The sequence below is a fragment of the Paenibacillus andongensis genome, assembly GCF_025369935.1.
GTDB classification, from domain to species: Bacteria; Bacillota; Bacilli; order Paenibacillales; family NBRC-103111; genus Paenibacillus_E; species Paenibacillus_E andongensis.
The window spans coordinates 6,200,891-6,226,393 of sequence record NZ_CP104467.1 but is presented as its reverse complement, the minus strand read 5'-3'; the positions used below and the strand labels follow the sequence as shown (position 1 = coordinate 6,226,393).

At 45.0% G+C, this 25,503-nt stretch carries 23 protein-coding genes, 1 riboswitch and 1 other annotated feature; of the genes, 15 read left to right on the top strand and 8 right to left on the bottom strand.

What is annotated here, in order from left to right; genetic code table 11:
- Positions 1-49: 49 nt before the first annotated feature.
- From NYR53_RS27820 to NYR53_RS27810, 3 genes are all read left to right on the top strand, one after another.
- Positions 50-1,681 (top strand): alpha-amylase family glycosyl hydrolase, encoded by a 1,632-nt coding sequence (locus tag NYR53_RS27820; protein ID WP_261302327.1) that lies wholly within the window; start codon positions 50-52, stop codon positions 1,679-1,681.
- A gap of 175 nt (positions 1,682-1,856) precedes the next feature.
- Positions 1,857-2,135 (top strand): hypothetical protein, encoded by a 279-nt coding sequence (locus tag NYR53_RS27815; RefSeq protein WP_261302326.1) that lies wholly within the window; start codon positions 1,857-1,859, stop codon positions 2,133-2,135.
- A gap of 13 nt (positions 2,136-2,148) precedes the next feature.
- Complete coding sequence (locus NYR53_RS27810; RefSeq protein WP_261302325.1) at positions 2,149-2,505, top strand: spore coat protein; 357 nt, start codon at positions 2,149-2,151, stop codon at positions 2,503-2,505.
- Positions 2,506-2,613: 108 nt separating this feature from the next.
- Here NYR53_RS27810 and NYR53_RS27805 read toward each other — a convergent pair whose 3' ends face one another.
- On the bottom strand, positions 2,614-4,362 hold the full coding sequence (locus NYR53_RS27805) for an alpha-glycosidase (RefSeq protein WP_261306541.1): 1,749 nt from the start codon (positions 4,360-4,362) through the stop codon (positions 2,614-2,616).
- Positions 4,363-4,689: 327 nt separating this feature from the next.
- On the opposite strand from NYR53_RS27805, the gene NYR53_RS27800 reads away from it, so the two are divergent.
- From NYR53_RS27800 to ssuE, 3 genes are all read left to right on the top strand, one after another.
- Entirely contained in the window at positions 4,690-4,917 is a 228-nt protein-coding gene (locus tag NYR53_RS27800) for a DUF7667 family protein (RefSeq protein WP_029194101.1), read from the top strand.
- Between the two features lie 83 nt (positions 4,918-5,000).
- Positions 5,001-8,177 (top strand): glycosyltransferase family 39 protein, encoded by a 3,177-nt coding sequence (locus tag NYR53_RS27795; RefSeq protein WP_261302324.1) that lies wholly within the window; start codon positions 5,001-5,003, stop codon positions 8,175-8,177.
- Between the two features lie 163 nt (positions 8,178-8,340).
- Entirely contained in the window at positions 8,341-8,883 is a 543-nt protein-coding gene (gene ssuE, locus NYR53_RS27790) for an NADPH-dependent FMN reductase (protein WP_057304820.1), read from the top strand.
- Positions 8,884-8,991: 108 nt separating this feature from the next.
- Here ssuE and NYR53_RS27785 read toward each other — a convergent pair whose 3' ends face one another.
- Entirely contained in the window at positions 8,992-10,329 is a 1,338-nt protein-coding gene (locus tag NYR53_RS27785; protein ID WP_261302323.1) for a cation:dicarboxylate symporter family transporter, read from the bottom strand.
- Between the two features lie 280 nt (positions 10,330-10,609).
- On the opposite strand from NYR53_RS27785, the gene NYR53_RS27780 reads away from it, so the two are divergent.
- On the top strand, positions 10,610-11,512 hold the full coding sequence (locus NYR53_RS27780) for a 5'-3' exonuclease (protein WP_261302322.1): 903 nt from the start codon (positions 10,610-10,612) through the stop codon (positions 11,510-11,512).
- Positions 11,513-11,561: 49 nt separating this feature from the next.
- Here NYR53_RS27780 and NYR53_RS27775 read toward each other — a convergent pair whose 3' ends face one another.
- Entirely contained in the window at positions 11,562-12,536 is a 975-nt protein-coding gene (locus NYR53_RS27775; protein WP_261302321.1) for an aldo/keto reductase family protein, read from the bottom strand.
- A gap of 102 nt (positions 12,537-12,638) precedes the next feature.
- A complete protein-coding gene (locus NYR53_RS27770) occupies positions 12,639-12,809 on the bottom strand; it encodes a helix-turn-helix domain-containing protein (protein WP_261302320.1) in 171 nt (56 codons plus the stop codon).
- 319 nt (positions 12,810-13,128) lie between these two features.
- Between NYR53_RS27770 and NYR53_RS27760 the strand changes: the two genes are divergently transcribed.
- Positions 13,129-13,314, top strand: a complete 186-nt coding sequence (locus NYR53_RS27760; protein ID WP_367618585.1) for a tagaturonate epimerase family protein — start codon at positions 13,129-13,131, stop codon at positions 13,312-13,314.
- A 476-nt stretch (positions 13,315-13,790) separates the two neighbouring features.
- On the opposite strand, the gene NYR53_RS27755 is transcribed toward NYR53_RS27760, so the two are convergent.
- Together NYR53_RS27755 and NYR53_RS27750 are read right to left on the bottom strand one after the other, a co-directional pair.
- The gene (locus NYR53_RS27755; protein WP_261302317.1) at positions 13,791-14,099 is read right to left on the bottom strand and encodes a hypothetical protein; all 309 of its coding nucleotides are present in this window, start codon (positions 14,097-14,099) and stop codon (positions 13,791-13,793) included.
- A gap of 56 nt (positions 14,100-14,155) precedes the next feature.
- On the bottom strand, positions 14,156-14,449 hold the full coding sequence (locus NYR53_RS27750) for a DUF3055 domain-containing protein (protein WP_261302316.1): 294 nt from the start codon (positions 14,447-14,449) through the stop codon (positions 14,156-14,158).
- Positions 14,450-14,648: 199 nt separating this feature from the next.
- Here NYR53_RS27750 and NYR53_RS27745 point away from each other — a divergent pair, with 199 nt between their 5' ends.
- Together NYR53_RS27745 and tyrS are read left to right on the top strand one after the other, a co-directional pair.
- Positions 14,649-15,662 carry an HRDC domain-containing protein gene (locus tag NYR53_RS27745; protein ID WP_261302315.1) on the top strand — a complete coding sequence of 338 codons (1,014 nt, stop codon included), beginning with the start codon at positions 14,649-14,651 and terminating at the stop codon, positions 15,660-15,662.
- A 56-nt stretch (positions 15,663-15,718) separates the two neighbouring features.
- Positions 15,719-15,988, top strand: a binding site (T-box leader).
- 52 nt (positions 15,989-16,040) lie between these two features.
- Complete coding sequence (gene tyrS, locus NYR53_RS27740; protein ID WP_437180095.1) at positions 16,041-17,300, top strand: tyrosine--tRNA ligase; 1,260 nt, start codon at positions 16,041-16,043, stop codon at positions 17,298-17,300.
- Positions 17,301-17,373: 73 nt separating this feature from the next.
- On the opposite strand, the gene corA is transcribed toward tyrS, so the two are convergent.
- On the bottom strand, positions 17,374-18,309 hold the full coding sequence (gene corA, locus NYR53_RS27735; RefSeq protein WP_057304829.1) for a magnesium/cobalt transporter CorA: 936 nt from the start codon (positions 18,307-18,309) through the stop codon (positions 17,374-17,376).
- Positions 18,310-18,611: 302 nt separating this feature from the next.
- The gene (locus NYR53_RS27730; protein WP_261302314.1) at positions 18,612-18,839 is read right to left on the bottom strand and encodes a hypothetical protein; all 228 of its coding nucleotides are present in this window, start codon (positions 18,837-18,839) and stop codon (positions 18,612-18,614) included.
- Positions 18,840-19,085: 246 nt separating this feature from the next.
- A riboswitch (SAM riboswitch) is annotated at positions 19,086-19,214 on the top strand.
- Positions 19,215-19,315: 101 nt separating this feature from the next.
- Between NYR53_RS27730 and metA the strand changes: the two genes are divergently transcribed.
- From metA to ytxC, 5 genes are all read left to right on the top strand, one after another.
- Positions 19,316-20,260, top strand: a complete 945-nt coding sequence (gene metA, locus NYR53_RS27725) for a homoserine O-acetyltransferase MetA (RefSeq protein ID WP_261302313.1) — start codon at positions 19,316-19,318, stop codon at positions 20,258-20,260.
- Between the two features lie 37 nt (positions 20,261-20,297).
- Positions 20,298-21,464, top strand: coding sequence for an aminotransferase class I/II-fold pyridoxal phosphate-dependent enzyme (locus tag NYR53_RS27720; protein WP_290429014.1), 1,167 nt, complete (start codon positions 20,298-20,300; stop codon positions 21,462-21,464).
- Positions 21,464-22,636: a trans-sulfuration enzyme family protein gene (locus tag NYR53_RS27715; RefSeq protein WP_261302311.1), complete on the top strand. Its 1,173-nt coding sequence runs from the start codon at positions 21,464-21,466 to the stop codon at positions 22,634-22,636. The genes NYR53_RS27720 and NYR53_RS27715 overlap by 1 nt, the downstream gene beginning before the upstream one ends.
- A gap of 136 nt (positions 22,637-22,772) precedes the next feature.
- Positions 22,773-23,909 carry a cyclic dehypoxanthinyl futalosine synthase gene (mqnC, locus tag NYR53_RS27710; protein ID WP_261302310.1) on the top strand — a complete coding sequence of 379 codons (1,137 nt, stop codon included), beginning with the start codon at positions 22,773-22,775 and terminating at the stop codon, positions 23,907-23,909.
- Between the two features lie 471 nt (positions 23,910-24,380).
- Complete coding sequence (gene ytxC, locus NYR53_RS27705; RefSeq protein ID WP_261302309.1) at positions 24,381-25,322, top strand: putative sporulation protein YtxC; 942 nt, start codon at positions 24,381-24,383, stop codon at positions 25,320-25,322.
- Positions 25,323-25,503 lie beyond the last annotated feature (181 nt).

The following is a 25,503-nucleotide window of genomic DNA, read 5'->3' as shown; positions in this document are numbered from 1 at the left end:
CTGGGGCCTCCGTTAGGGGGCCAACTTTATATTTAAAAGGAATGATAGTATGAGTCATTTAATAAAGATAGCTTGGCTGCTGATGGCCATGCTTCTATTCGCGGTTGGGTGCAGCAAGGATGTGGCTCCTGCAGTTAATGGAACGTCTCCGGAGAGCCCAATAAGTACAGCGCGTAACAGTTCCGGCGTAAAAACGGCCAAATCCATTGACGAACAACCAGGCAACATTTATTACGAAATCTTTGTGCGTTCATATGCAGACTCTAATGGCGACGGTATCGGTGACTTAAATGGGGTGACTTCTAAGCTTGATTACTTGAAGGACCTAGGGATTGGCGGTATCTGGCTAATGCCGATTAATCCCTCACCTAGCTACCACGGTTATGATGTGACCGATTATTATGGCATTAATTCGCAATATGGCACGTTGGAAGATATGAAGAAGCTGCTGGACGAAGCGCATAAGCGCAAAATAAAGGTCATCATGGATCTTGTTGTGAATCATACCAGCTCTAAGCACCCGTGGTTTATTTCCTCAGCAGAGGGAGTTGGCAGTCCTTATCGTAACTGGTATACGTGGGCGGGAGCGGATGATAAGATGCCAGGTGATGGAGCCGCCGGAGCTAAACCATGGCATTCCTTGAATGGGTCGAATTATCTCGGTATATTTTGGGATGGGATGCCGGATTTGAATTTCGACAATCTTGATGTCCGGAAGGAAATGGTGAAAGTAGGCCAGTTTTGGTTGAAGCAGGGGATGGATGGTTTCCGATTAGATGCGGCTAAGCACATTTACGGTGATTTCAATTCAACGCAATCCACTCCAGAGACCGTTAAGAAGAACCAAGCGTGGTGGCAGGAATTCCGTGCTGGGATGAATGAAGTCAATAAAGATGCTTATATCATCGGAGAAGTATGGGATAGTCCTGTCGTAATTGCTCCTTATTTGGATAAGTTCAATTCTTCTTTTAATTTCGATCTGGCGAAAAAGCTCATTACAGCTGCCGATTCAGAGAAAGCGGAGGATGTCGCGTTTTTCCTAAGTCGCATTTATGAGTTATATGCAAAAAGCTCCAATGGTACGTTTATTGATGCGCCTTTCTTATCTAATCACGATCAAAATCGAGTAATGTCAGAGCTAAAGGGTAACATGGACCATGCCAAGATGGCTGCTGCGATTCTTTTGACCCTCCCGGGTAATCCGTTTATTTACTATGGGGAAGAAATCGGTATGAAGGGGGTCAAGCCAGACGAATATCTACGAGAGCCTATGATCTGGAATGAGGACGGTAAGTCAGGTAGCGGGCAGACGACTTGGGAAGCTTCACGTTACAACAAGGATGATGCACCAAGTGTGGAGATTCAACTGAAGGACACCAATTCTCTGTTGAACCATTACAAAAAGATGATCCAGTGGCGAAACGAGGAAGATGCCTTAAGAAATGGGGGCATTGGTAAATATATGACCGGTAATGGCAGTGTTACCACCTTCATTCGAGCAACGGATAAGCAGAAGCTGCTTGTCGTTCACAACTTCTCTGGGAAGGAACAAACGATCGACCTAGGAGAAGATAAAGAGAATGGTGCGTTTAAGGAGGTTAAGTTGTTCACTCAAAAAGGTTGGAAGATGGATGGAAATAAGCTCACTGTGCCTGCTTATACGACTGTGATTTTAAATTAGAACCGAAAGATAAGCGTGAAGCTAGGACTAAAATCCCCTTTCGTTAAACTCTGACTAGAGTGATGACGGAGGGGGATTTTGATAAGAAAGGCTATTCCTGATTAGCCTATAATTGTCATAAAATTTATAAAGAGGTGCATGCTATATGTATTCTTGAAAATGTAAAGGAGACAACATGCAAACTCAACAGGAACAACAACAAAACACCATTATGCAGGTCCCGCCTCAGGTGATTACAACCAAGGACTCTCAGTATTTAAAGGACCAACTATCGTGGGAGCTCTTAGCCATGAAAAAATGTCGCCATTTTGCACAAGAATGCTCGGATTCAGAAATTAGACAATTGATTGATAAAGCCGGTCAAATGCATCAACGACATTACATGCTCTTATTAAAACATTTGCAAAACAATAATACAGAGGAAATGAAAAAAGTTCCTCAATCACAACAATAATGGAGGATCGAATATGAATCAGAATCAAGATCCACAAGTCATCAAAAATCCTAAACCTTCCTATGAGCCGCAAGTAAAAGGTCCTGAATTGAATGACCGTGACCGAGTAAATGACATTCTGGCCACGGAAAAATATTTAACCGACAGCTTTAATGTATCTGCCAGGGAAGCAAGTCACACGTCACTGCACCAAGATATTATGACGATTTTGAACGAGACACATCAATGTCAATATGAACTATTTGAAATGATGTTCAGAAAAGGGCACTACAAATTAGAGGCCGAGGAACAAACGAAGCTGGATCAAGCCTTTCAACAGTTTTCTAATTATTCAACGCAATTCCCATACCAAGGCATGACCATTCAGTAGAGGTTGCTTACAGCTTCCCAGAAGTAAACATTGAATAAGGGGCATAGAAAAATGAGAAGGCAAGGTTATTCTTGCCTTCTCATTTTTCTATTTTCCATTAGAACTGTGCTACTCCGCGCGCAGTACGGCGTAGCCGAAAGGCGGAAGCTTCACCTGAAGCTTCCCGCCGACCGGCGCCGCCAGCCCTGAGCCGCCGAGCGCATCGCGCCAGCTGCGCTCGCTGCCCAGCTTGACGCTCAGCTGCGCCGAGCGTCTGCTTGCGTTAACGAAAATGAGCAGATGCTCATTCTCGTTAACGCGCTCTAGCACAAGCCGCGCATCGCCCGGCTTAGCGTGCAAGAAGCGCAAGGCGCCGGTGCGCAGCGCTTCACTGCTTTTCCGCAAGGCGATGAGCTTGCGGTAGAACTCGAACAGGTCGCGGTCCTGCAAGGACGCGTCCCATTCCATGCAGCGGCGGCAATCGGGATCCCCGCCACCGCTCATGCCTACCTCGTCGCCGTAGTAAATACACGGCGTCCCGGGGAAAGCAAACTGAAGCAGCGCAGCCAGCTTCATACGGCGTTTATCCTCGCCGCACTGCGTCAGCAGGCGAGGGGTGTCGTGGCTGCCGAGCAGGTTAAACGCAGCCTCGTTCGCTTGCTGCGGATAGCTGGCCAGCTGTGATCCCACGGCATGAGCGAAGCCTTCTCCGTCGAGCTTGCCCGTGGTTACGAAGTCAAGCACGGCGGTCGTGAAGGGGTAGTTCATAACCGCATCGAATTGATCGCCTTGCAGCCACATCATCGAATCATGCCAGATTTCACCGAGTATATAAGCCTCGGGGTTCACATTCTTAACCTTATCGTGGAACATACGCCAGAAGCGGTGATCAACCTCGTTAGCAACGTCCAGACGCCAACCATCGATACCAATATCTTTGATCCAGAACTCAGCGACCTCAAGCAAGTAGGCCTTGACCTCGGCATTCTCTGTGTTCAGCTTCGGCATAATAGGCTCAAATGCGAAGGTCTCATAAGTCGGAATCCCATCCTCAACACGGAGCGGCCATTCCCTGACATGGAACCAATCCGCGTAAGGGGAAGCTGCTCCCTTTTCCATGACATCGACGAAAGGAGGGAATGTTTTCCCGCAGTGATTGAACACGGCATCAAGCAGGACGCGGATTCCGCGTTTGTGGCATTCATCAACTAACTGCTTTAATGTTTCGTTTGTGCCAAACTGAGGATCAACCTTCAAATAATCCCGAGTATCATACTTATGATTCGTCGTCGCTTCAAAAAGAGGTGTAAAATAAATCGCAGTAATCCCTAGCTGGGTTAGATGATCCAAATGCTGAATCACCCCTAGTAAATCTCCGCCAAAAAAATTGGTTGGCGTTGGTTTGCCTCCCCATGGTTCCACATTCTCAGGATCAATGGACGGATCGCCATTGGCAAATCGTTCGGGAAAAATTTGATAAAAAACAGCATCCTTTACCCAAGCTGGAGGCGTGAGAATATCGGCCGGATTCAAAAATGGATACTCAAACATACCAGAAGAGTCGATAGGCTCCTTGCTGTGAAAACCTTGCTCGGTCAGCCACAGCTGCTCCTTGCCGGATTGCAGCTTAAAGCCGTACCGCAAGCGTCGGAAGGGAGGCTGAATCGCTACTTCCCAATAGTCAAATAATGCATCACTGGTTAGAATAGTCATTTCTATATATTCGGAGGTGCGTTCCCAGGCATATTTATCCCCCGCCAAGGCGAGGACCTTCTTCACATCCCCCCGTTTGGTACGTATTCTTAAATGAACGGTTTTGCCATCGTAGGCATAGGCCCAATTCAATTTTGGACGGTGATACACGGCTTCAATAGTCATCGACATGTTCGTAATCCCCTTTCACTACATTGAAAAACAACGACAAAAAACAGGTACATGCCTTTCATTCGATCGTTTCGAATGCGAGGTTGTACCTGTCAGGTAGCATTGCCTTTAATTTATCATCATTATAAGAAAAGATACCAGTGGAGTAAAGAGATTTTTTTAAACAATTCGAAAAATTTCTTTGAACTTCTGTCCTGTCAATTTGAAGGATTTCGTTCATTTATTTTACCAGTTTTCAACAAGTACTCTTGTTTCATTCCTTCCATCTTTGACCATACTGCATAATGTAGCTACTTCACTAGCAGGAGGGTATCCCAGACCATGTTAGCCGTTCATCAACGTATGGCGGAGTTATGGACATTACGCAGAGCGCGTGAGTTAACACGAGCAGAGCAGGATGAATTACTGCTGTGTATGGAAGCTAACGCGACATATGTATGGAACCGTTTGAAACTGGAAAATTTATCGCTCTGTGCTTCGCTCACTGGAGACTATGATTGGCTGCATGAAATTTGCGAGCGCATCGAAAAGCTTGAACCCAAGCACTGACCTATCCGGTCGGTGCTTTTTTCCTTTTCTGCAAGAGAGTGGACAGGTATAATGGTAATAGTCTAAATCTAAGGAGCTGTGACATGGTAAGCTGGTTCAAGCCATTGTGGGGGGTTCCCCATAAATTCTTTCTTCTGGGTTTACTGCTATTAACCGCGTTATTGCTAAGATTATATCTAGCTCCCCTCTGGGTGGGCTATGATACTGATGTAAGAACATTCCTAGCGTGGGCGGATCGCGCATATACGGTAGGTTTATCCGGGTTGTACACGAACGCCAAAGATTACTTTCTCGATTATCCTCCTGGGTATATGTATGTCCTATATCTCGTTGGCTTACTGCACCACAAGCTGTCGATTCCCTGGGAAAGTGCAGGGTCACTGGTCATTCTGAAGCTTCCTGCCATTTTGGCTGACATAGTCACGGCTTACCTCTTGTATCAGCTTGCGATTAGTCGTCGTGGCGGGGCAAGGACATGGGTACAAGCTATTCAAATTGCTGCTTTGTTTGCCTTCAATCCAGCGATTTGGTCGAACTCCGCAATATGGGGACAGGTTGACTCCTTTTTTATGCTATTTATTCTTGCAACTTTGTTGCTGCAGCAGCGGGGGAAACTCCCACAAGCCGCAGTTTTTATAGCTTTAGCGCTTCTTCTTAAGCCACAGGCGCTTCTTTTCGGTATTTTTCTACTTATCGACGTTATACGAAAGCGCAACTTGATGGTATTGTTGTTGAGTGTTCTAAGCGGAGCTGCAACGATGGCCGTGATTTCATTCCCTTTTGCCGTTGGCAGAGGGTATGGCTGGTTGATTGCTCTATACTCTGGCACCTTAGCTTCCTATCCGTATGCCTCCTTGAACGCGTTCAATCTTATGGCCCTCTTGGGTGGCAATTTTATCGATATGAATAGCAGTATCCTTCACATCTCTTATCAGTGGATGGGGTGGGTGCTTATGCCGTTATCCATCGTCTTTGTTTGCTATTTATATATTCGCAGCAAAGGACGGCGTGGCGCCTTACTGTATGTGGCTTTCTTATTTATCACGGCTGTTTTCATATGTATGACCAAAATGCACGAGCGCTATTTGCACTATGGGTTATTGCTGGCGCTGACCAGCTTCATTTACATCAAGGATCGCCGGATTCTGTGGCTCTTTATTGGTTTTAGTATCACCCATTTTATTAATATAGCCGATGTGCTGTTACGCAGTTTTCATCAGGATTATCACATTCCGAGATATGATCCTTTGATGTTGGTCGTTTCGGCCACCAATGTTATGATGTTTGCCTATGCATGTTTATTGGGATGGAGGCTTTTCGTGGAATCACAACAAGAACAGAAGGCGGAGGAGCCAGTTCAGCCAGTTCCGCTGCCAATCGAGCAAGAAGTTCACAATGAATCCGAATGGTGGAACGCGATTTTCAAACCAAGTAGGGATGAGGTGGAGAGAAGCACAAAGGGACGTTTTTTCACCAAAAAGGATGCGTTGTATCTTGGCGCTTTAGTGTTGGTTTACACAATAATTGCTTTGTTCCATCTAGGTGGGCATAAAGCGCCTACAACATTTTGGAAGCCAACAAGCGTAAGCGAAACCGTCATTGCGGACCTTGGAAGCTCGCACAACATTACGAGAATAAACACCTTTGCAGGTGTAGGTGAAGGGGCTTATTCGTTCTGGTTTTCACAGGACGGTACGCAGTGGCAGGATCAAATATCAGTGAAATCCGACCACACCAAGGTATTCACTTGGAACACGGTCGAGCCTAAGAAAGATGCGCGTTATGTCAAAATGGTCATTGACGCGCAGGAAGGGGCGGCGCTGCATCTTCATGAAATTGGTATTTTCGGAGATGGCAGCACAGCTATCTTGCCGATTGCTAAGGTTTCGGAACAAGATGTAAACGCGGCTGATGAGGGTACAACGGCTAATTTATTTGATGAACCTACCACGGTACCGTACACACCTACTTATATGAATGGGTCTTACTTTGATGAGATCTATCACGCAAGAACCGCCTATGAGCATCTTCATCAAATAGAGCCGTATGAAAGCACGCATCCACCGCTTGGTAAAGTACTAATGTCGATTGGCATTTATGTGTTTGGATTGAATCCATTTGGTTGGAGAATCATCGGAACGCTGTTCGGTGTCGGCATGATTCCAATCATGTACGTGTTCGCAAAGCGAATGTTCGGCCGTTCGGAATATGCGTTCATTGCTGCTTTCCTGCTTACCTTTGATTTCATGCACTTTGCTCAGACGCGAATCGCAACGATAGATGTTTACGGCGTATTCTTCATCATGCTGATGTTCTATTTCATGTATCGTTACACAACGCTTAGCTTCTATAGGGAAAAGCTTTGGACTACGTTAATCCCCTTAGGGCTGTCAGGCCTTTTCTTCGGCATTGGAGCTGCATCCAAGTGGATTGTTATCTATGGCGGTGCAGGACTTGCCGTGCTGCTGCTATTATCCTTATTAGAGCGGTTCAGCGAATATCGATTCGCACGAAGTTTGCTGCGCGAAGCGGAAATTGAGCCTCCACTGACAGAACCGGAGCGCAGCCGACTACAGGTTGTAGAGAAGCTTTTCATACGAAACACGCTGCTTACTTTACTGTGGTGCGTACTCACGTTTATCATCATACCGCTAGGTATTTATACGTTATCCTATATTCCGTTCATGATGGTTCCCGGACCGGGGCATAATCTGAAGGATGTAGTCACTTATCAGGTGCACATGTACAAATATCATAAAGATTTGGTCGCAACGCATCCTTTCTCTTCCCCTTGGTGGGAGTGGCCGATGATGCTCCGCCCAATATGGTATTACCAAGCGAAGCTCATGCCGCAAGGCATGCTTTCGAGCATCGTCTCGTTCGGGAATCCGTTAGTCTGGTGGCCGGGCTTCATTGCCGTTATCCTTTCTTTTTATGTGGCAATTACACGTAAAGATAAGCTGCTGCGGGTGCTGCTAATCGCTTACTGCTCGCAGTATTTACCGTGGATCTTGGTGCCAAGGCTCACATTTATTTATCACTATTTTGCGATGGTGCCATTCCTTGTGCTGATCTTAACTTATTACATCAAAGAGTATCTAGAAGAAGGACGTCAGCAGTATAAGAAAAGATGGGTTTACGGATATTTAATTGCCGTATTCGTTCTGTTTGTTCTCTTCTATCCCATTCTTTCAGGGATGATCATTCCATCCAAGTATTCCTTCTTCCTCCGGTGGCTGCCGGGTTGGAATTTCTTTTAAACAAAAAGTATTGACGCTCCTAAAAGGTAATGGTAATATAAACCCAAGTAAATTACTATGAATTAAAATAAGTCGACCCAACAACAGGAGACTCCCACTTTGTACAGAGCAAAGGCAGCGGAGTCTTTTTTTTCATCCCAAACCCTAATGGAGAGTGAATCATATGGCTAAAGTGGTTATTATTTCAGGAAGTCCAACACCTACGTCCCGTTTGCATGGCGTTATCGAGGTGGCAAAAAGCGAACTACTGAAAGCGGGCTTGGAAGTGGAATGGATTAAGGTGCGCGACATTCCGGCAGAGGATTTGTTATATGCCAAATTTGACAGTGAAGCCATTGTGAAAGCGAACGCGCATGTTGCTGAGGCAGATGCCGTATTCGTTGCTACGCCGGTTTATAAAGCCTCTTACACAGGCGTGTTAAAAGCTTTCCTCGACCTGCTTCCGCAAAAAGGACTTGAGCGTAAAGTCGTGCTACCACTAGCCGTTGGAGGGACGATATCTCACCTGCTCGCGATAGATTATGCTCTAAAACCGGTGCTGTCAGCATTAGGCGCGCAGAACATTCTGCAAGGTGTGTATGTACTTGATAAGCAAGTGACCTGGGGCGATCAAGGACAAGCCATATTGGACGATGAAATTGCAGATCGACTGCAAGAATCCGTGACTGAATTTATTCAAGAAATTAAATGGCATACGAGCCGTTAAGTCGGCATAGAAGATGAAAACCGCTGTTGGTACCTTTTACTAGTAAAAACGGAATTGTCTCTTCAAGTAGGTTTTACTTGAGGAGACAATTCCGTTAGTAAATTGATTTTAAGCATTCAGTTGCTGTTTATTCACAGCTAAAACGTTATTTTCAACCGAAGTATAGGGAAGACTGCCATCGAGGGCGCTTTTCGCGCGATTAAGATCAAGCAAACCCTCCCAACGCGCAATGACGAAGGTGGCAACAGCGTAGCCGATAATATTCACTGTCGTACGATAATTTCCCATAAATCGGTCCGGTGCAAGCATTAGAGCAACGGCGGCCATGGAGATCGAACCTGACGCCGCCGCTGTCGCTGACAGTGCCACGAATGCAGAACCTGGTATACCAGCCATCCCCTTGGACGTTAACAAAAGCACACCCAGAATCATAAGCTGCTCGATAAGACTCAGTTCGACGCCGGTGGCTTGGGCAAGAAATATAAGAGCGAGTGATAAATAGATTGATGCCCCGTCGAGGTTGAATGAATATCCGGTCGGAACAACCAGTCCGACAACAGCTCGGTTGCAGCCGGCATGCTCAAATTTATTCATGAGCTGCGGCATGACCGCTTCCGTCGAACCTGTTGCAAAAGCGAGAATGATCTCCTCTCGAATGTAGAGGATCAACTTCCAAAGGCTGATGCCTACGAATAACCGTGTGATAATAGCTAACACAATGATGAAAGCAAGACAAGCGATCGTCATGGCCACAAAGAGTTTACCGAACGACACGAGTGTGGTAATCCCATACTGACTAACAGCGAACGCCATCGCGCCGAATGTTGCAATAGCCGTAAGCTTCATGATATAGCCCATAATTTGAAACACGACTTTATTGAAATGCTCTAGAAGATCGACAACAACCTCTGAAGTTCGTCCGCCTACATGGATAAGCGCAAAACCGAAGAAGCAGGAAACGAGCAGTACCTGCAGCATTGTATTATTCGCAAACGCTGAGACGGCACTATCTGGGATGATATTCAGGAAAAATTGCGCTCCGCTTGGAAGTGTAGAACTCTTAGTAACTTTATTGACAGCATCCGTTGTCAAGGTTCCAGGATCGATATGCATTCCAGCGCCGGGATTGAATAAGTTCGCCACTACCATGCCTATGATTAGGGCAAAGGTTGTAACGACTTCAAAGTAAAGGAGGGTTTTCCCACCTATCCTACCAACAGATTTGATGTCGCCGACCTTCGCGATACCAACGACGACAACACCAAAAACAAGCGGCGAAATGATCATTTTGATAAGCTTGATGAAACCGTCGCCGATTGGCTTTAGCGCGACACCAATTGTCGGCCAAAGATAACCGACTAAAATCCCTCCGATGATTGATACCATAATCTGAAAAAAAAGGCCTTGATAAAAAGGTTTCTTTTCGGGTGCCGTTTTTGGATTCACTATGCATCCTCTTTTCTTTATTTTTTTGATATCAATATCGTCTTTAATGTGAGTATTTCATTTCTGCTCTGTTCATCATTCTAGGTTAACTTATGTTACATGGATAGTTTATTTTTATAACATTGTTTGAGAATACAAAATAATAATCCCCCGTTGTTAACACTGCATAACTACAATAACGGCTATGGGAAGAACCGCTGTTGGTACCTTTTACTAGCAGCGGTTTTTTGTGTGCTGAACAACCGTTCCCATGCTATACTACAAGTAGAACTTATACGTTATGATTTATAGAATAGGAGCGATTATTTTGTCCGAAACATCATCTGAATCTGTGCTGCTAGTCGATGGCATGGCTTTATTATTTCGTGGTTATTACGCTACTTCTTCCGGTGGTTACATAATGAGAACAAGTGCTGGCACGCCGGTTAACGGGGTTTATGGTTTTCTCAAATATTTGCTAGATGCGATTCAGACGTTCAAGCCCACGCATGTTGTTTGCTGCTGGGATATGGGAAGCAAGACGTTTCGTACGGAGAAATTTGATAGTTACAAAGCGAATCGCGGACCTGCTCCGGAAGAGCTGATCCCGCAGTTTGATTTAGTGAAGGAAGTTACGGCTAGCTTCAACATTCCTAATGTGGGTGTTATCGGATACGAAGCGGATGATTGCATAGGCACTTTGGCAAGTACATATAGTCCATCTACGAAGGTGCAGATTCTCACAGGCGATCACGATATGCTTCAGCTTGTAAATGAGAATACGGAAGTTATTATTATGAAAAAAGGTCAATCCAACTATATGGTGTATACGCTGGAGACCTTGATGGAAGAGAAAAGTTTAACACCTGCTCAAATTATTGATCTGAAGGGTTTAACCGGAGATACGGCGGATAACTATCCAGGGGTAAAAGGAATTGGTGAGAAAACAGCGACCAAACTGCTCATAGAATATCAGGACATCGCCGGGATTTTGGAAAATTTAGCGGCGCTGCCAAAAGGTGTTCGCGCCAAAATTGAGGCGGAGATCGATATGCTGCATTTATCACGTGATTTGGCTACGATTCGCTTGGATGCGCCTGTCGCTTGTGCGCTTGAGGAATGCGGATGGTCAATGGAACGGGAAAAAGTCATTAGCAAGTTCGAGGAATTGGAATTCAAAGGCTTTATAAGACTAATTGGATAAAATCATAAGGAAGGGACAGGGCTGCTAATAGCCCTGTCCCTTTTCATTTTTATCGTGCAGGTGAGAAATTAGCTACTTGTTTAAGGATGACTTCGATTTGTTCCAGAGTCTCGGTTCCAAGCTCAATGTCAACGGCTTTCACATTCTCTTCGATCTGTTCAGGCCTGGTCGCACCGATAAGCGCAGAGCTTACTCCGGGTTGGCGGAGTACCCATGCTAGAGCGAGCTGTGCGAGAGAGATATGGAGCTGCTGAGCGACCTGTTCCAGCTCATGAACAACTTGAAGCACCTGATCATTCAAATAGCTGTTAATGACACCGTTCACAGAATCGTTAGCTGCACGACTCGCAGTCGGAAGCGGCTGTCCCAGCTTGTATTTACCGGTTAAAATGCCTTGAGCAAGCGGCGAGAACACAACTTGACCCAATCCTTTTTGCGCTGACACAGGCAATACTTCTCGCTCGATATAGCGCTCAAACATATTATAAATCGGCTGATTAGAGATCAGCGGTCTCAGGCGCAAACGTTCGGCAATACCGGCTGCTTCGGTAATTTGGGCACCGTTCCACTCACTGACAGCGGCATACATAATTTTGCCTTGGGCAGCTAAGTCGTCCAAAGCGCGAAGCGTCTCTTCCAGCGGTGTATGGATGTCATAGCGATGACAGAAGTACAAATCGATGTACTCGACACCTAATCGTTTTAAGCTTGCTTCACACTGTTCGAAGATGTGTTTACGGGATAAACCTCGATCATTCGGACCATCCCCCATCGGGAAGTAGACCTTGGACGAGAGCACATAGCTTGATCTCTCATAAGACTTAAGCGCTGCCCCCATCGCTTTCTCGCCTTCACCACGATTGTAAGCGTTAGCCGTATCGAAGAAATTAATGCCACTTTCGAAAGCTTTTGCGATGCAAGCATCTGCTGCCTTTTGTTCGGCGGCTGTTCCGTAGGTAAGCCAGCTCCCCAAGCTAATCTCACTCACTTTTAACCCACTGCGACCCATGTTTCTATACTTCATGACTTGTTTATCATCCTCTCATTATGCTGCTTTGAAGTCATTATAAGAGAGGGGAGGATAGCTTGACAATGACGCACTATTTGTTCACTTAGTTACTTTAACTTAAGTAATCGCCGATTGCCGATAACGAAGAGGTGACTTTTTGGTCATTTGACGGAAGACATGTCCGAACTGCACAAGTGATCCGAAGCCTACCTGCTCAGCGTTCAAAATAACTTTAAGTTTCGTAGTTGTCAGCAGTCGCAGCGCTTCTTGCACACGGACGAGATTCACATATTCAACAAGTGAAAATCCGCACGTGTTCGGGAGATGTAGACGGATGCAACAGGATGAAGCGTTCTGTGAACAGAAGCAGCTCAGTCAAATATTGACGCACGGCAAAAGCTTGCCCAAGCTGGTATGCATCATCGTAAACATAAGTAGGTAATATTTCCCTTCTAATGGTGCGAACAGCAGCAGGAAAGTAGCTAATCGCTGTAGGCGAGGGCGAACTATATGCTTGCGGAGCTGTGTATGGAAGAAATCGGTTAAGCGTTAGGCGATTTTCATGAGATAACGAAGCCACTTTACCGCCGTTCGACTTGGGATTACAATGGAAGAAAATAATGCTCGCCAACTGCTGCACATCATGTACGGCTTGCTGCTTCAATCCAAGAACGCCGATGGCAGCAAACAATTTGCTGTCGAATTCTTCCAGACGTTGGCGGAACAAGAAGATGCCTTTGCTGAAGGTCTTCGCAATCATATTGGCAGGCATTTAGAGATGTTGGGTAAATAAAGGAAAAAGCAGATCTCCGGATACATGGAGGTCTGCTTTTTTGCTGGGTTCTATTCACATGTCCCGCGCTTTAGAGATGATTAAGCGCGAAAAACGCGCTTAATCGTTCGCCCCCGAACAAATAGGCGCAGAAAACGCGCTTTCAGCGAGAGCTTGACGCGCCGAAGCTCATGGGTAGAGTCTGAGAAGCCGAAAAACAGCTTCTCAAACGGATTGTCCCGCGCATCCGTGCAGATTAAGCGCGGAAAACGCGCTTAATCGTTCGCCCCCAAACAAATAGGCGCAATAAAAGCGCTTTCAGCGAGAGCTTGGCGAGCCGAAGCTCGTGGTAGAGTCTGAGAAGCTGAAAAGCAGCTTCTCAAGCACATTGTCCCGCGCATCCGAGCAGATTAAGCGCGGAAAACGCACTTATTCGTCCAAAAAATGAGCCAAACGTTTGTAGTATCAAACGTTTGGCTCGCTCAATTTTATACGGCTTATTCTTGATTCATCGGTTCGTTCCGATAGTCGTCTTCCCCTGGATAGTCCCGCTTAATACCTTCATGCAGCTCGTGATTCTCGTAAGAGAATTGGTTAGGCGGACGTTGATCCTTACGCCAAGGTGTACTTTTTCCCAGCGATTCTGTATTTAGGCTAGTGCCATAAGGACCTTCTGGAAATTCCTCTGGAATTAAGTCATTGCGCTGCGACTCAACCGTCTCCAGATCCGTGAAGTCATCGCGGTATTCAGGGATGAAGCCTTTTGCTTCTGATTTTTTAGCTAGTTGGGGGGATTCGTCAATCATGGATAAAGCCTCCTTATCAGGTTGCTATGCTTTTTCCAGTGTCCCCCGCAGTCAGCTTAAATATCCGTGAAATGAATGGAACCAATAATTTGCGACAAGAATTCATTGAGTTCTTGCGCTTGTTCCTCATTCAGTTTATAAACATGTTCTAAGTATCCTTCTTCATCCAGATCATCTGGACCAATAACAGCGCTGCGTCCGGATTGCAAATCAATAACAAGCTTTTTGCCGAAATAACGGGATGTAGTCATGATTGCCAGATCAAATCTGTGCAATGCTTTGCCAACGAAACATACGAAACGCGTTGTTGTTTCTTCCTGATGATCATATAAAAAGTCATAATCAGACATGAGGGCCCTCCATTCTCTTTCTAGTATGCAACTCATTATAACCGAAAAATGCTCGTCCACAAAACATATCTTGCGCCCATCTGACAAACATGGTATGATTTGGATATTAGAAAAAGGGAAGCACCTTTTCAGCTACTGCTGAAGGGGTGCTTTTTCGTTTTTCTGAACCTATTTTTAGCTACCGTTTGGAGGAGAAAGCATGAACATTGTATTTCTGAACACATTGGAGAAAGAAGCGGGGGATCATCGCGTTACATCGGCCCAAGTGTCGATTGGGGAAGAACAGGGCATTTGGAATGTCTATTGGAATGAGCCTGACAGCGCAGGCAAAATTCAGCAGGATCAGTGGTATCAAGGGGTGAGCTGGGATGAGATGCTGAGTGCTTTCCGCCAGGGGCTGCGGGATAAAGTTCGTTCCGGTTACCGTCCGCTTGTTAGTACGGATTTGGAATCAGCGCAAGGACTGTCAGGCAAAGCTAGAATGACACAGATGCTGACCTACTACTGCGAAGAAAATCCAAGTGAAGAAGTGTACGAAACACTCCGTGCTTGGAGACGCGAACAAGCTGCCCGTGAGGGGAAAGCACCGTATATTCTCGCTACGAACCGTGTACTACGTATGATCTCCGTCTTCCTGCCTCAGAGCAAGGAAGAGCTGCAGCAAATTCCTGGCTTCGGCGAGCAGAAGACGACCATGTACGCGGCAGATGTGCTGGGTCTCACTGCTGAGTATACACGTTCGAATGGCTTTCCATTAGATTGGGTGGCTAAAAGCGTAGATACCGTAAAGTTTGAGGCTTGGCTCCACGCTCAAAAGGAGCAAAAGCTGCGTACAGAGCTTGACCGTGAGGTTAGCAAACGCAAACTTCTTGAGGTGGTTGCTGGCGGCGGAAGCTTGGCGGATTTGCAAGCTGTGCTAACGATGCCGCGAAGGGAATTGCTGCTTTGGGTGGAGGATTTGGAGCGAGAAGGATACGATATGGATCCGCTTGTAGAAGCGGAGCTGGCTTCGATCCCGGAAGAGGAACAAATCAAAGCCTGGAACGCCTTCGAGTCGGAAGGTGATCGCTACCTGAAGCCGGTGCTGCTGCGCATCATCGGCACGGAGGAGCTCAAAGGCAAAGAACTTGACCGCGCCTATGAGTGGCTGCGTTTGCTTCGTTTGCGCTTCCGCAGGGAGAAGGAAAGGTTTGCTTCTCAAGCTGCGAGCTAACTGGTGTTGACATCGCAAAGGATTATATGATTAAATGGTCAATAATCTAAATAACAATTAAAGCGATGACGAACATGGGCTATGCCCGAAGTAGGAGTAATGCCGCTGCTGCAGAGAGTCGGTGTAGGGTGCAAACCGATGCAAGTATGGCTCCGAATTACAGTTCTGAGTTGGTTGAGGGAACATGCTCATTAAGAGCATCAGTAGCTTTTACCCGGCATTCATTTGTCGTTATGAATCTAAGTGAAAGAGAAATTTGCGAATGAGAGCGCGAATCCTTCTCTTTAATTAGGGTGGTACCGCGAGACAACCTTCTCGTCCCTTTGTGGACGCGATGGTTGTCTTTTTTGTTTTATCACGATAAGGAGGGATTAAACAATGTTGACATGGGATCAGCTTACTGAAATACAACAGCAGGAAGTGGAGCGTCAATTACTTGTCATTGGACGGGGTGCTGCCGAAATCGTGCCTGAGGAAGCACTCAAGCAAAAGATCATTCACGCTGTAGTTACAGGAACGCCGTTAAAAGTGAAGCTCGGCTTAGATCCATCTGCACCGGATATACACATTGGTCACACCGTTGTTTTGCAGAAGCTGCGTCAATTTCAAGATTTGGGACATGAGGTTCAACTGATTATTGGAGATTTCACAGGGCGCATTGGGGATCCAACCGGAAAGTCGGAGACACGTAAACAGCTGTCAGAGGATGATGTTAAGCACAATGCGCAAACGTATCGGATGCAATTATCCAAAATATTAGATTTGACCAAGACCACTTTCTACTACAATTCATCCTGGCTTGGAGCGCTTAAATTCGATGATGTACTGAAACTGGCAGGTAAAGTAACGGTTGCGCGCATGCTGGAGCGGGACGATTTTGCCAAAAGATACGCAGCTAATCAGCCGATCCACGTTCATGAGTTTTTCTATCCCTTAATGCAGGGATATGACTCCGTTTCTCTTGAAAGTGACATTGAGCTGGGAGGAACTGATCAAACTTTCAACATTTTGATGGGCCGAACGCTCCAAAGTGCTTATGAGATGAAAGATGGACAGGTAGCGATTCTAATGCCGCTGCTCGAAGGCTTGGACGGTGTTCAGAAGATGAGCAAAAGCTTGCGAAATTACATTGGCATCGATGAACTTCCTAACGAAATTTTCGGCAAAACGATGTCGATTCCGGATTCGCTCATGACCAAATACTACGAATTAACAACGGCCATCTCGAATGATTCTTTGGATGATCTCAAACGAGGGCTGGAAGCAGGTGACATCCATCCGAGGGATGCCAAGATGAAGCTGGCTAAGGAATATGTGCAGATGTATCATGGTGCGCAGGCGGCAGAAGAGGCAGAGCAGCATTTCATCACCGTTTTCCAAAAGAGAGCTTTGCCCGAAGACATCGAAGAAATGACGCTAAACATCAGCCAGCTGGAAGAAGGCAAAATCACCATCATCAAGCTTCTCGTTTTACTAGAACTGCAAGCTTCCAACGGGGAAGCAAGACGCAGTGTGGAACAAGGGGCAGTGAAAATCAATGAAAAGAAGATCACGCATATACATGAACAAATAACCCCACAGGATGGGGATATTATTCAGGTGGGGAAACGGAAATTCGTTAAAATTAAGCTCATTTAAACAACACAAAAAGGGCTCCTTGATAGCATTACTGCTTCAAGAAGCCCTTGAAATTTCCACTTTCATAAGGTATCTATAGCCATTCTTTTTTCCGAAATAATACATACATGCCTATGCCCAATGCACCCATGAACGCCAATACAATTTCATCGCCATGAGCCACATGAAGACCGAGAATGTTATCAAAATTCATCCCGAACACGCCGGTAATGAATGTCAAAGGCATGAAGATCGTCGAAGTTGCTGTGAAAACACGCATGATCTCATTCGCTCGGTTAGCGACGCTAGACTGATAGGCTTCTCGTAAGTTGCCCATGAGATCGCGCAGCGTATCAAACGTATCCACGATCTTTACGGCATTTTCATAAATGTCTCCGAAATATTTTTGCAGCTGATGGTCGATCAGTCTAAGCTCTTTCTTGCCAAGTGTTCCAATCACATCGCGCTGAGGAACTAGCACTTTTTTGAGCCATAGAATCTCTGAACGAAGACCGATAATTTCATTCAAATGCGACTTCTTCGTTGCTACCAAGATATCTTCTTCCAGCTTTTCAATCTTGGCCTCGATACGGTCACCGACCGCCACATAATTATCGACGACAAGATCGACCAGATGGTATAGAAAACGATCAGCGCTGTTTACTTCCTCTTCCCAGAGAAAAGGTTTCAAAGCTCGAAGTTCATTAATTTTTTGTCTAGTAACGGTAATAATGACATGTTTGCTTAGAAATAGATTAAGTGCGCGAAGGAAAATTTCTTCATCATCAAATCGAATACTATTAATAACGATAAAATAATGCGAATCGTAGAACTCAATTTTGGGACGTTGTTCCTCTTCGCTTAAGCAATCCTCCACGGCCAAATCATGAAGATGGAACAAAGGTTGAAGGATCTCTAAGTCCTCTACCCCTGCATCAATCCAATAAAAGCCTCTTTCTGGAGGTGTTAGGGCGACAGTCACGTCATCAACCAACGTAAAAATGCCATTCTGAACCCACCGTGTTTTCATCTGATCCACCCCTTTGAATGGAATCAGTCGGTTAGTTCATCAGTTAGAGCAAGGCTCCGGATGAAGGAATAACCGACTGCATTCCTACACTATTAAATTGTTCAAGATCCTTGCAGGTTCTACTCCTCGGTTCTCCGTCCAAACGTATGCCCTCCTTTTTCGTCCGTGTCGAATACTTGTCTAGTATAACCCTTCATATATTACGTTTCAAGCCATAAAAGTTTGCAGAAATTGGGTAAAGTGTCGTTTAGATAATGTATGGAAATAACACGGAGGCGGTGTCAAAAAAATAGCCACCATGACTACATGGCGGCTTTCAAAATTTTGTTTTTAATTTCTTTGTAAATCTCAATTAATTCAGGATCACCACGCTGCAGCAGTTCTTCTTCACTGTTAGCACCGTAGATACGGCATAACAGGGCTGCGGCATCCTCAGCTTGTTGTATGGTTGGTTTTGTGGTTTCAATGAGGGCGAAAAAGCGATTCAATGAAGCAAAAGCGGAGAAGCTGTCGATCGTTTGGGTTGACATAGGTGACCTCTTTTCATGGTTTATCAATAGAATGTTGTTATGTATATGATTGTTTTAATGGTTTAATATCATATAACCCGTTTTTATGATTGCTTAAACATATTAGTTTGATACATTTTGTATCGATTTTATTGTAAGTGGACAGACCGATGCAATTTCTTTGCTCTAACTTCTCTAGACAATCATTTCATGCCTTGACTTTGGTTGAATTTATAGTATGATAATTTTAATCGCATACGTTACATTTTCTTATCAAGAGTAGGTGGAGGGACTAGCCCTATGACACCCGGCAACCGACAAACCTTTGCAAGCAAAGGGATGCACGGTGCTAATTCTTGCGGAAACGCTGATTAAAGCGAATCTGGGAGATAAGAGAAGGACATTGACTTTGATTTTCCATGGCCTTTCTCTGATTCCAGAGAAGGTCATTTTTGCGTTTAATACCCATTTAAAACTTATGAAGAGGAGTGAACAGGATGCCGATCAAGATTCCTGACAACCTGCCTGCCAAAGAAATTTTAAACCAAGAGAACATCTTCACCATGGACGAATCTGTCGCGTATCACCAGGATATACGTCCACTTCGAATTGCATTATTGAATTTGATGCCAACGAAAGAAACGACGGAGACGCAGCTGTTGCGCTTAATCGGGAATACGCCATTGCAGGTGGAATTCGTGCTTCTGCATCCTAAAACTCATACTTCTAAGAACACTTCCGTTGAGCATTTGGAAATGTTTTATAAAACATTTGACGATATTAAAGATGAAAAGCTGGATGGTATGATTATCACGGGGGCTCCTGTTGAACAGATGGAGTTTGAAGATGTGAATTACTGGGAGGAATTGACGCAAATCCTGAATTGGAGTAAGCATAACGTCACTTCTACTCTGCATATTTGCTGGGCAGCTCAAGCGGGCTTATATCATCATTTCGGTGTGCGAAAGTTTGCGCTCGATACTAAGATGTTCGGTGTATTTCCTCATACCGTTCAGGTACCGAATACAAAGCTGCTGCGCGGCTTTGATGAAGTCTTTTATGTACCGCAGTCGCGTCATACGGATATTCGTCGTGAAGACATTGAGCAATGTCCGGATTTGGAGATTTTATCGGAATCTGAAGAATCCGGTGTTTATATCGCCGCAACGCGAGATGGAAAGCATATTTTCGTAACCGGACATTCGGAATATGATGCTTGTTCATTGAAATGGGAATACGATCGGGATGTCAGTAAAGGGCTTTCCATCGATATTCCTAAAAATTATTACCCGAATAATGATCCGAGCAGACAGCCTTATAATACTTGGAGAGCTCATGCGAACCTGCTTTTCTCCAATTGGTTGAATTACTATGTCTATCAAGAAACGCCTTTTGAACTGAACACGAACATCAACGAAAGCTTGGCAAGCTCGCAATTGTAATTCGAACCCATATACCCTTAAGGAGGAACTCCCTTTGTTGAAAATCGAAAGTCGTCTCGCCCAAATTGGCTCTATTCAAGAACCCGTTACTGGAGCTATCAGCTTCCCAGTCTACCAAGCTACTGCTTTCCGTCATCCGAAGCTTGGGCAAAGTACAGGATTCGACTATGCACGTACCAAAAGCCCGACTCGCAAGGTGCTCGAGGATGCTATTGCTCAACTAGAGTCAGGAGATGCAGGCTTTGCTTGTTCCTCAGGAATGGCTGCGCTGCAAACCATATTCGCTTATTTCAGCCAAGGAGATCATCTGATTGTTTCCTTGGATTTATATGGCGGTACGTATCGTCTGCTTGAGAAAATCATGTCGCGCTTCGGTGTGACCGCTACGTATGTTGATACGAATGATTTAGATGGGCTGGAAGCGGCGTACCAGCCGAATACCAAAGGGCTTGTCATTGAGACACCGACGAATCCGCTGATGATGATTACAGACCTTGAACTTGTGTGTACATGGGCTCGTAAGAAGGGTATCGTATCAATTGTCGATAACACGTTGTTAACACCATATCTTCAACGCCCTATTGAGCTTGGTGCTGATATCGTCATTCATAGCGCAACCAAGTACCTCGGCGGTCATAATGACGTACTCGCTGGTCTCATCGTGACCAAGGGCAAAGAACTCTCAGAGCAGATGGCTTTCCTGCACAATTCCATTGGTGCTGTGCTTGGACCGCAAGATAGCTGGCTCCTTATGAGGGGAATGAAGACGCTTGCGCTTCGTATGGAGCGTCATGAGCAGAATGCAACGGCCATCGCGAAGTTCTTATTGGAACACCCGCTGATCGGTGAAGTTTACTACCCAGCACTTGAAACACACCCTGGTTATGAAATTCAAAATAAGCAGTCGAGTGGAAACACGGGCATTTTCTCTTTTAAAGTAACGGATGCGAGACTGATTGAACCGATTCTTCGTCACATCCAGCTCATTGCTTTCGCGGAAAGCTTAGGCGGTGTCGAATCACTTATGACCTATCCGGCTGTGCAAACACATGCAGATATTCCACTCGAAATTCGTCAACAAATCGGTGTAGATGACCGTCTTTTACGCTTCTCTGTTGGCATCGAGCATATTGATGATCTGATCGCGGATCTTTCGAATGCCCTCAGCAAGGCGCAAGCCGAATTGGAAGGAGATTCGCTGTAATGAGCCATCCACAAGATGATAAACGTAAGCCGCATGGCAAATTCGCAACGAAGCTCATTCATTTCGGTGGAGAGATCGATGAAGCGACAGGGGCATCCAGTGTGCCTCTGTATCAAGCCTCGACCTTTCATCAAGCCGACTTAGAAGTCTCGCCAGAGTATGACTATACGCGTTCTGGTAATCCAACCCGACAAGCTTTGGAAGACTACATTGCATTACTCGAAGGCGGTACACGCGGCTTCGCTTTCGCCTCAGGTATGGCGGCTATTTCATCAGCTTTCATGCTGTTGTCGCAGGGTGATCATGTTATTTGTACCGAAGATGTTTATGGTGGTACTTATCGCCTGCTGACAACGATTATGAATCGTATGGGTGTTGAGTCAACATTCGTTGATATGACCGATATAAGCCAAGTACGTGCAGCGCTGCGATCTAACACAAGAGCCGTATTTATCGAGACACCTTCGAATCCGACACTCCGAATTACAGACATCGCCGAAGTTGCTACTTTTGCTAAAGAGCACGATTTGCTTACGATGCTGGATAATACGTTCATGACCCCTTACCATCAGCGGCCAATCGAGCTGGGTATCGATATTGTGCTGCATAGCGCAACAAAGTTCCTCGGCGGACACAGTGACGTTCTTGCTGGGCTAGCTGTAGTTGCTAATGACAATTTAGGTCGCAGAATGAAACAAATCCAGAATGGCATGGGGAATGTGCTCGGCATTCAAGATTCTTGGCTGTTGATCCGTGGGATGAAGACCTTGCGAGCTCGTATGGAAATGTCCGAAACTAGTGCCCGTAGATTGGCAAATTGGCTTTCAGAGCAGCCTGATATTGATGTTGTTTACTACCCTGGACTTCCAAACCACCCTCGTAGAGAAGCTCATGAAAAGCAGTCTTTAGGCTATGGAGCGGTTGTTTCGTTCGATGTTGGATCCGGCGAGAAAGCGAAAAAGCTATTAAGCAAAGTACGTATTCCACTTGTTGCGGTAAGCTTGGGCGCAGTGGAGAGTATCTTATCCTATCCGGCTATGATGTCACATGCCTCGATGCCGAAGGAAGTTCGCTTACTGCGCGGCATTACGGACGGTCTTGTGCGCTATTCGGTAGGGCTTGAAGATATCGAAGACATTATTGAAGATTTGGAACAAGCCCTTCGCGGTTAGACCTCCATGAATTCGAAAATTAGTCATATTTCAAATGGCATACACCTTGGTAAAAGCAGCATATTGCTGCTTTTTTGGCATGAATATGGTACGATGAGTGGATACAAGCTTTCAGAAAGTAAAGGAGTGAGTAGCTATGAAACCGATTGATCGCATCTTAAATAAAGCACAGTCAGGCGGACGAATTGATGTAGAGGAATGTATTACGCTGTTCGAATCCGATCAAATAGAGAAGATTGGCGACACCGCCAATCAGATAATGAAGAAATGGCATCCCGATCCCATAACGACATTCGTCATTGGGCGGAATATTAACTATACGAATATTTGTGACGTTTATTGCAGATTTTGTGCGTTTTACCGTCCACCGGGTTCATCAGAAGGTTATGTATTGCCGGATGAAACCATCTTCCAGAAGATCCAAGAGACGCTGGATGTAGATGGGACCGAAATCCTTATGCAGGGCGGCACGAATCCGAATCTTCCATTCAGCTATTACACGAATATCCTTAGAGAAATTAAGAAACGTTTTGACATTACAATGCATTCTTTCTCACCGGCTGAAATTATGAAAATGAAGGATGTTTCGGACGGTTTATCTCTCGAGGAAGTCGTTCGTCAATTGCACGAAGCTGGACTCGATTCTTTGCCAGGTGGCGGTGCAGAAATTCTAGATGATCGCACTAGACGCAAAATTAGTAAGCTAAAAGGTTCATGGCGCGATTGGATGGACGTTATGCAAACCGCTCATAAAATTGGAATGCATACGACAGGTACTATGGTTATCGGTTTTGGCGAATCCATGGAAGAACGTGCGCTTCATATGCTGCGTATCCGTGATGCGCAAGATGATGTCCTGTTCCAGAAGCTCAATACACCAGGCTTCCTCGCTTTTATTCCGTGGACATTCCAACCGGATAATACGAACATGAAGGCTGAGAAAGTCACGCCTGAAGAGTATTTGAAGACGTTGGCTATTAGCCGAATTATGCTGGATAACATTCCTAACTTCCAATCGTCGTGGGTGACGATGGGACCTGAAGTGGGCAAGCAAACGCTAAGCTATGGCTGTAACGACTTTGGAAGTACGATGATTGAGGAGAACGTGGTCTCCGCGGCGGGTACGACACACAAGGTCAACGTTAACTCCACGCTGCAAATCATTCGCGAAGCAGGGAAAATTCCAGCACAGCGCAATACGAAGTATCAAACATTGCGAGTGTTTGACGATGAGTCGCTCGTTATTGATAAAGATTTCGTGATGCAAAACTAAACGAATGTCATTTGGAGAGCAGCTACGGCTGCTCTCTTTTGTTTTAAATGCACATGCATTTACTTGGACAAGTTGTGAAAAAATTAATGTAATTTTCATGTTTGTTTTTGAAAAAAGAGTATAATTGAATTAGTTCACAATTTAGACAAAAAAGATGGGAAGTGATTCTTGTGAAATTATTCAAAAATTTTCTTCAAGGATTTTTTTATGCTTTTGTCTCAATTGGTGCACTTCCATTCTTGCTTGTCAAAAGTATTTTTGAATCATACTTAGGATAATAACTACAAAAAAGCCTCCAATTTGGAGGCTTTTTCTTTACAGATAGAAGCTTTTACAAATAAAAAGAATGGATAAACCAATAGATTTGACAAAAAAATGAAGAATGGAAATGGCAAATTGTTCGTTGTATATCTGATTCCTATCGACCATATACTCTTAGGAGGAGGATGTATTGATGAAAGGAGTTAGCCTATGGAACTGTTTGCCATTGTTGTCATGAATGCCGATGAGGCCTATGTACGTTCGCTAAGCGCTCAGATAGAACGTGAGCTGAAGCTTTTACATATCGCTGAAAGTGGAGTAACTGTCCCATTTGATTTACATGAAACACATGCTTACATTCGAATAGAAGTGAGGATGAAGGAAAGTGAAATATCTTCCATTCATAAGGAAGTAAGGGATGGACTAGCTGGCGTATTGGCTGATCATATCATCGCAGAGAAAGAGCTGCTTATTTTGCGTGCTTTGATTGTTAAAGAATTTAAATATGAAGCCATAGACGATTTGGAAGCCATAGAAGGGTACTGTAAGCAATCCATGTGTGTGGAAACTGTAATTGAGGAATTGCCTATTTTGAATGGCAGCTCAGCAAAACTTCGCCGCAAACAAATGTTAACGGAGCAGCTCACACAGTCTCTGGAGGAATCCCCTCGGCTAAGCTTGGATGGCTTCCTCAAATTTCGCTTACAGGATTATACCGAAGAGCTTCGAGAGATAGCTGAGTATGCCATTGATGAATTTATGATGGATCGCCAGTATCAGGAATTTATATCACTATTGCAGTACTTTGTATATATTCAGGAAGCTAAGATCCCTGTTGCTCATCTTATACATAAAGGCGGGCATGAGTTTGTCATCCTGAATGATCAGCTTGAACTCATAGACGCGAATGAATTCGATACAACCTTTAAGTTAGAAGTGCTTGAAAAAGATATTAATTTCGAGGACATGATTGTCAGCACACTCATTACGGTATCTCCGGCAAATATCTACATCCATACGCGAGATCCCGAATTAACGATCATCAAGACGATTAGACAAATATTTGAAGATCGAACAACGGTCTGTTCTTATTGCCGGACTTGTGACATCTTCTTGGGTGAAGCCAAGAAACAAGATCAACTGTCCCCTTGACCTTGAGCATGGAGGCAATTATAATAGGGATCGAAGGCGTTACTATCAAAGACATGAACTTTCTGCAAGAACTGCTCAGAGAGAGGAGACTAGGCTGCAATCTCCTTCAGCTATTCAGATCGTTTACCCCTTTGTAGCCGTATTGTGGAATTCGACCTGACTAGCAGGATCGTTAGTATAC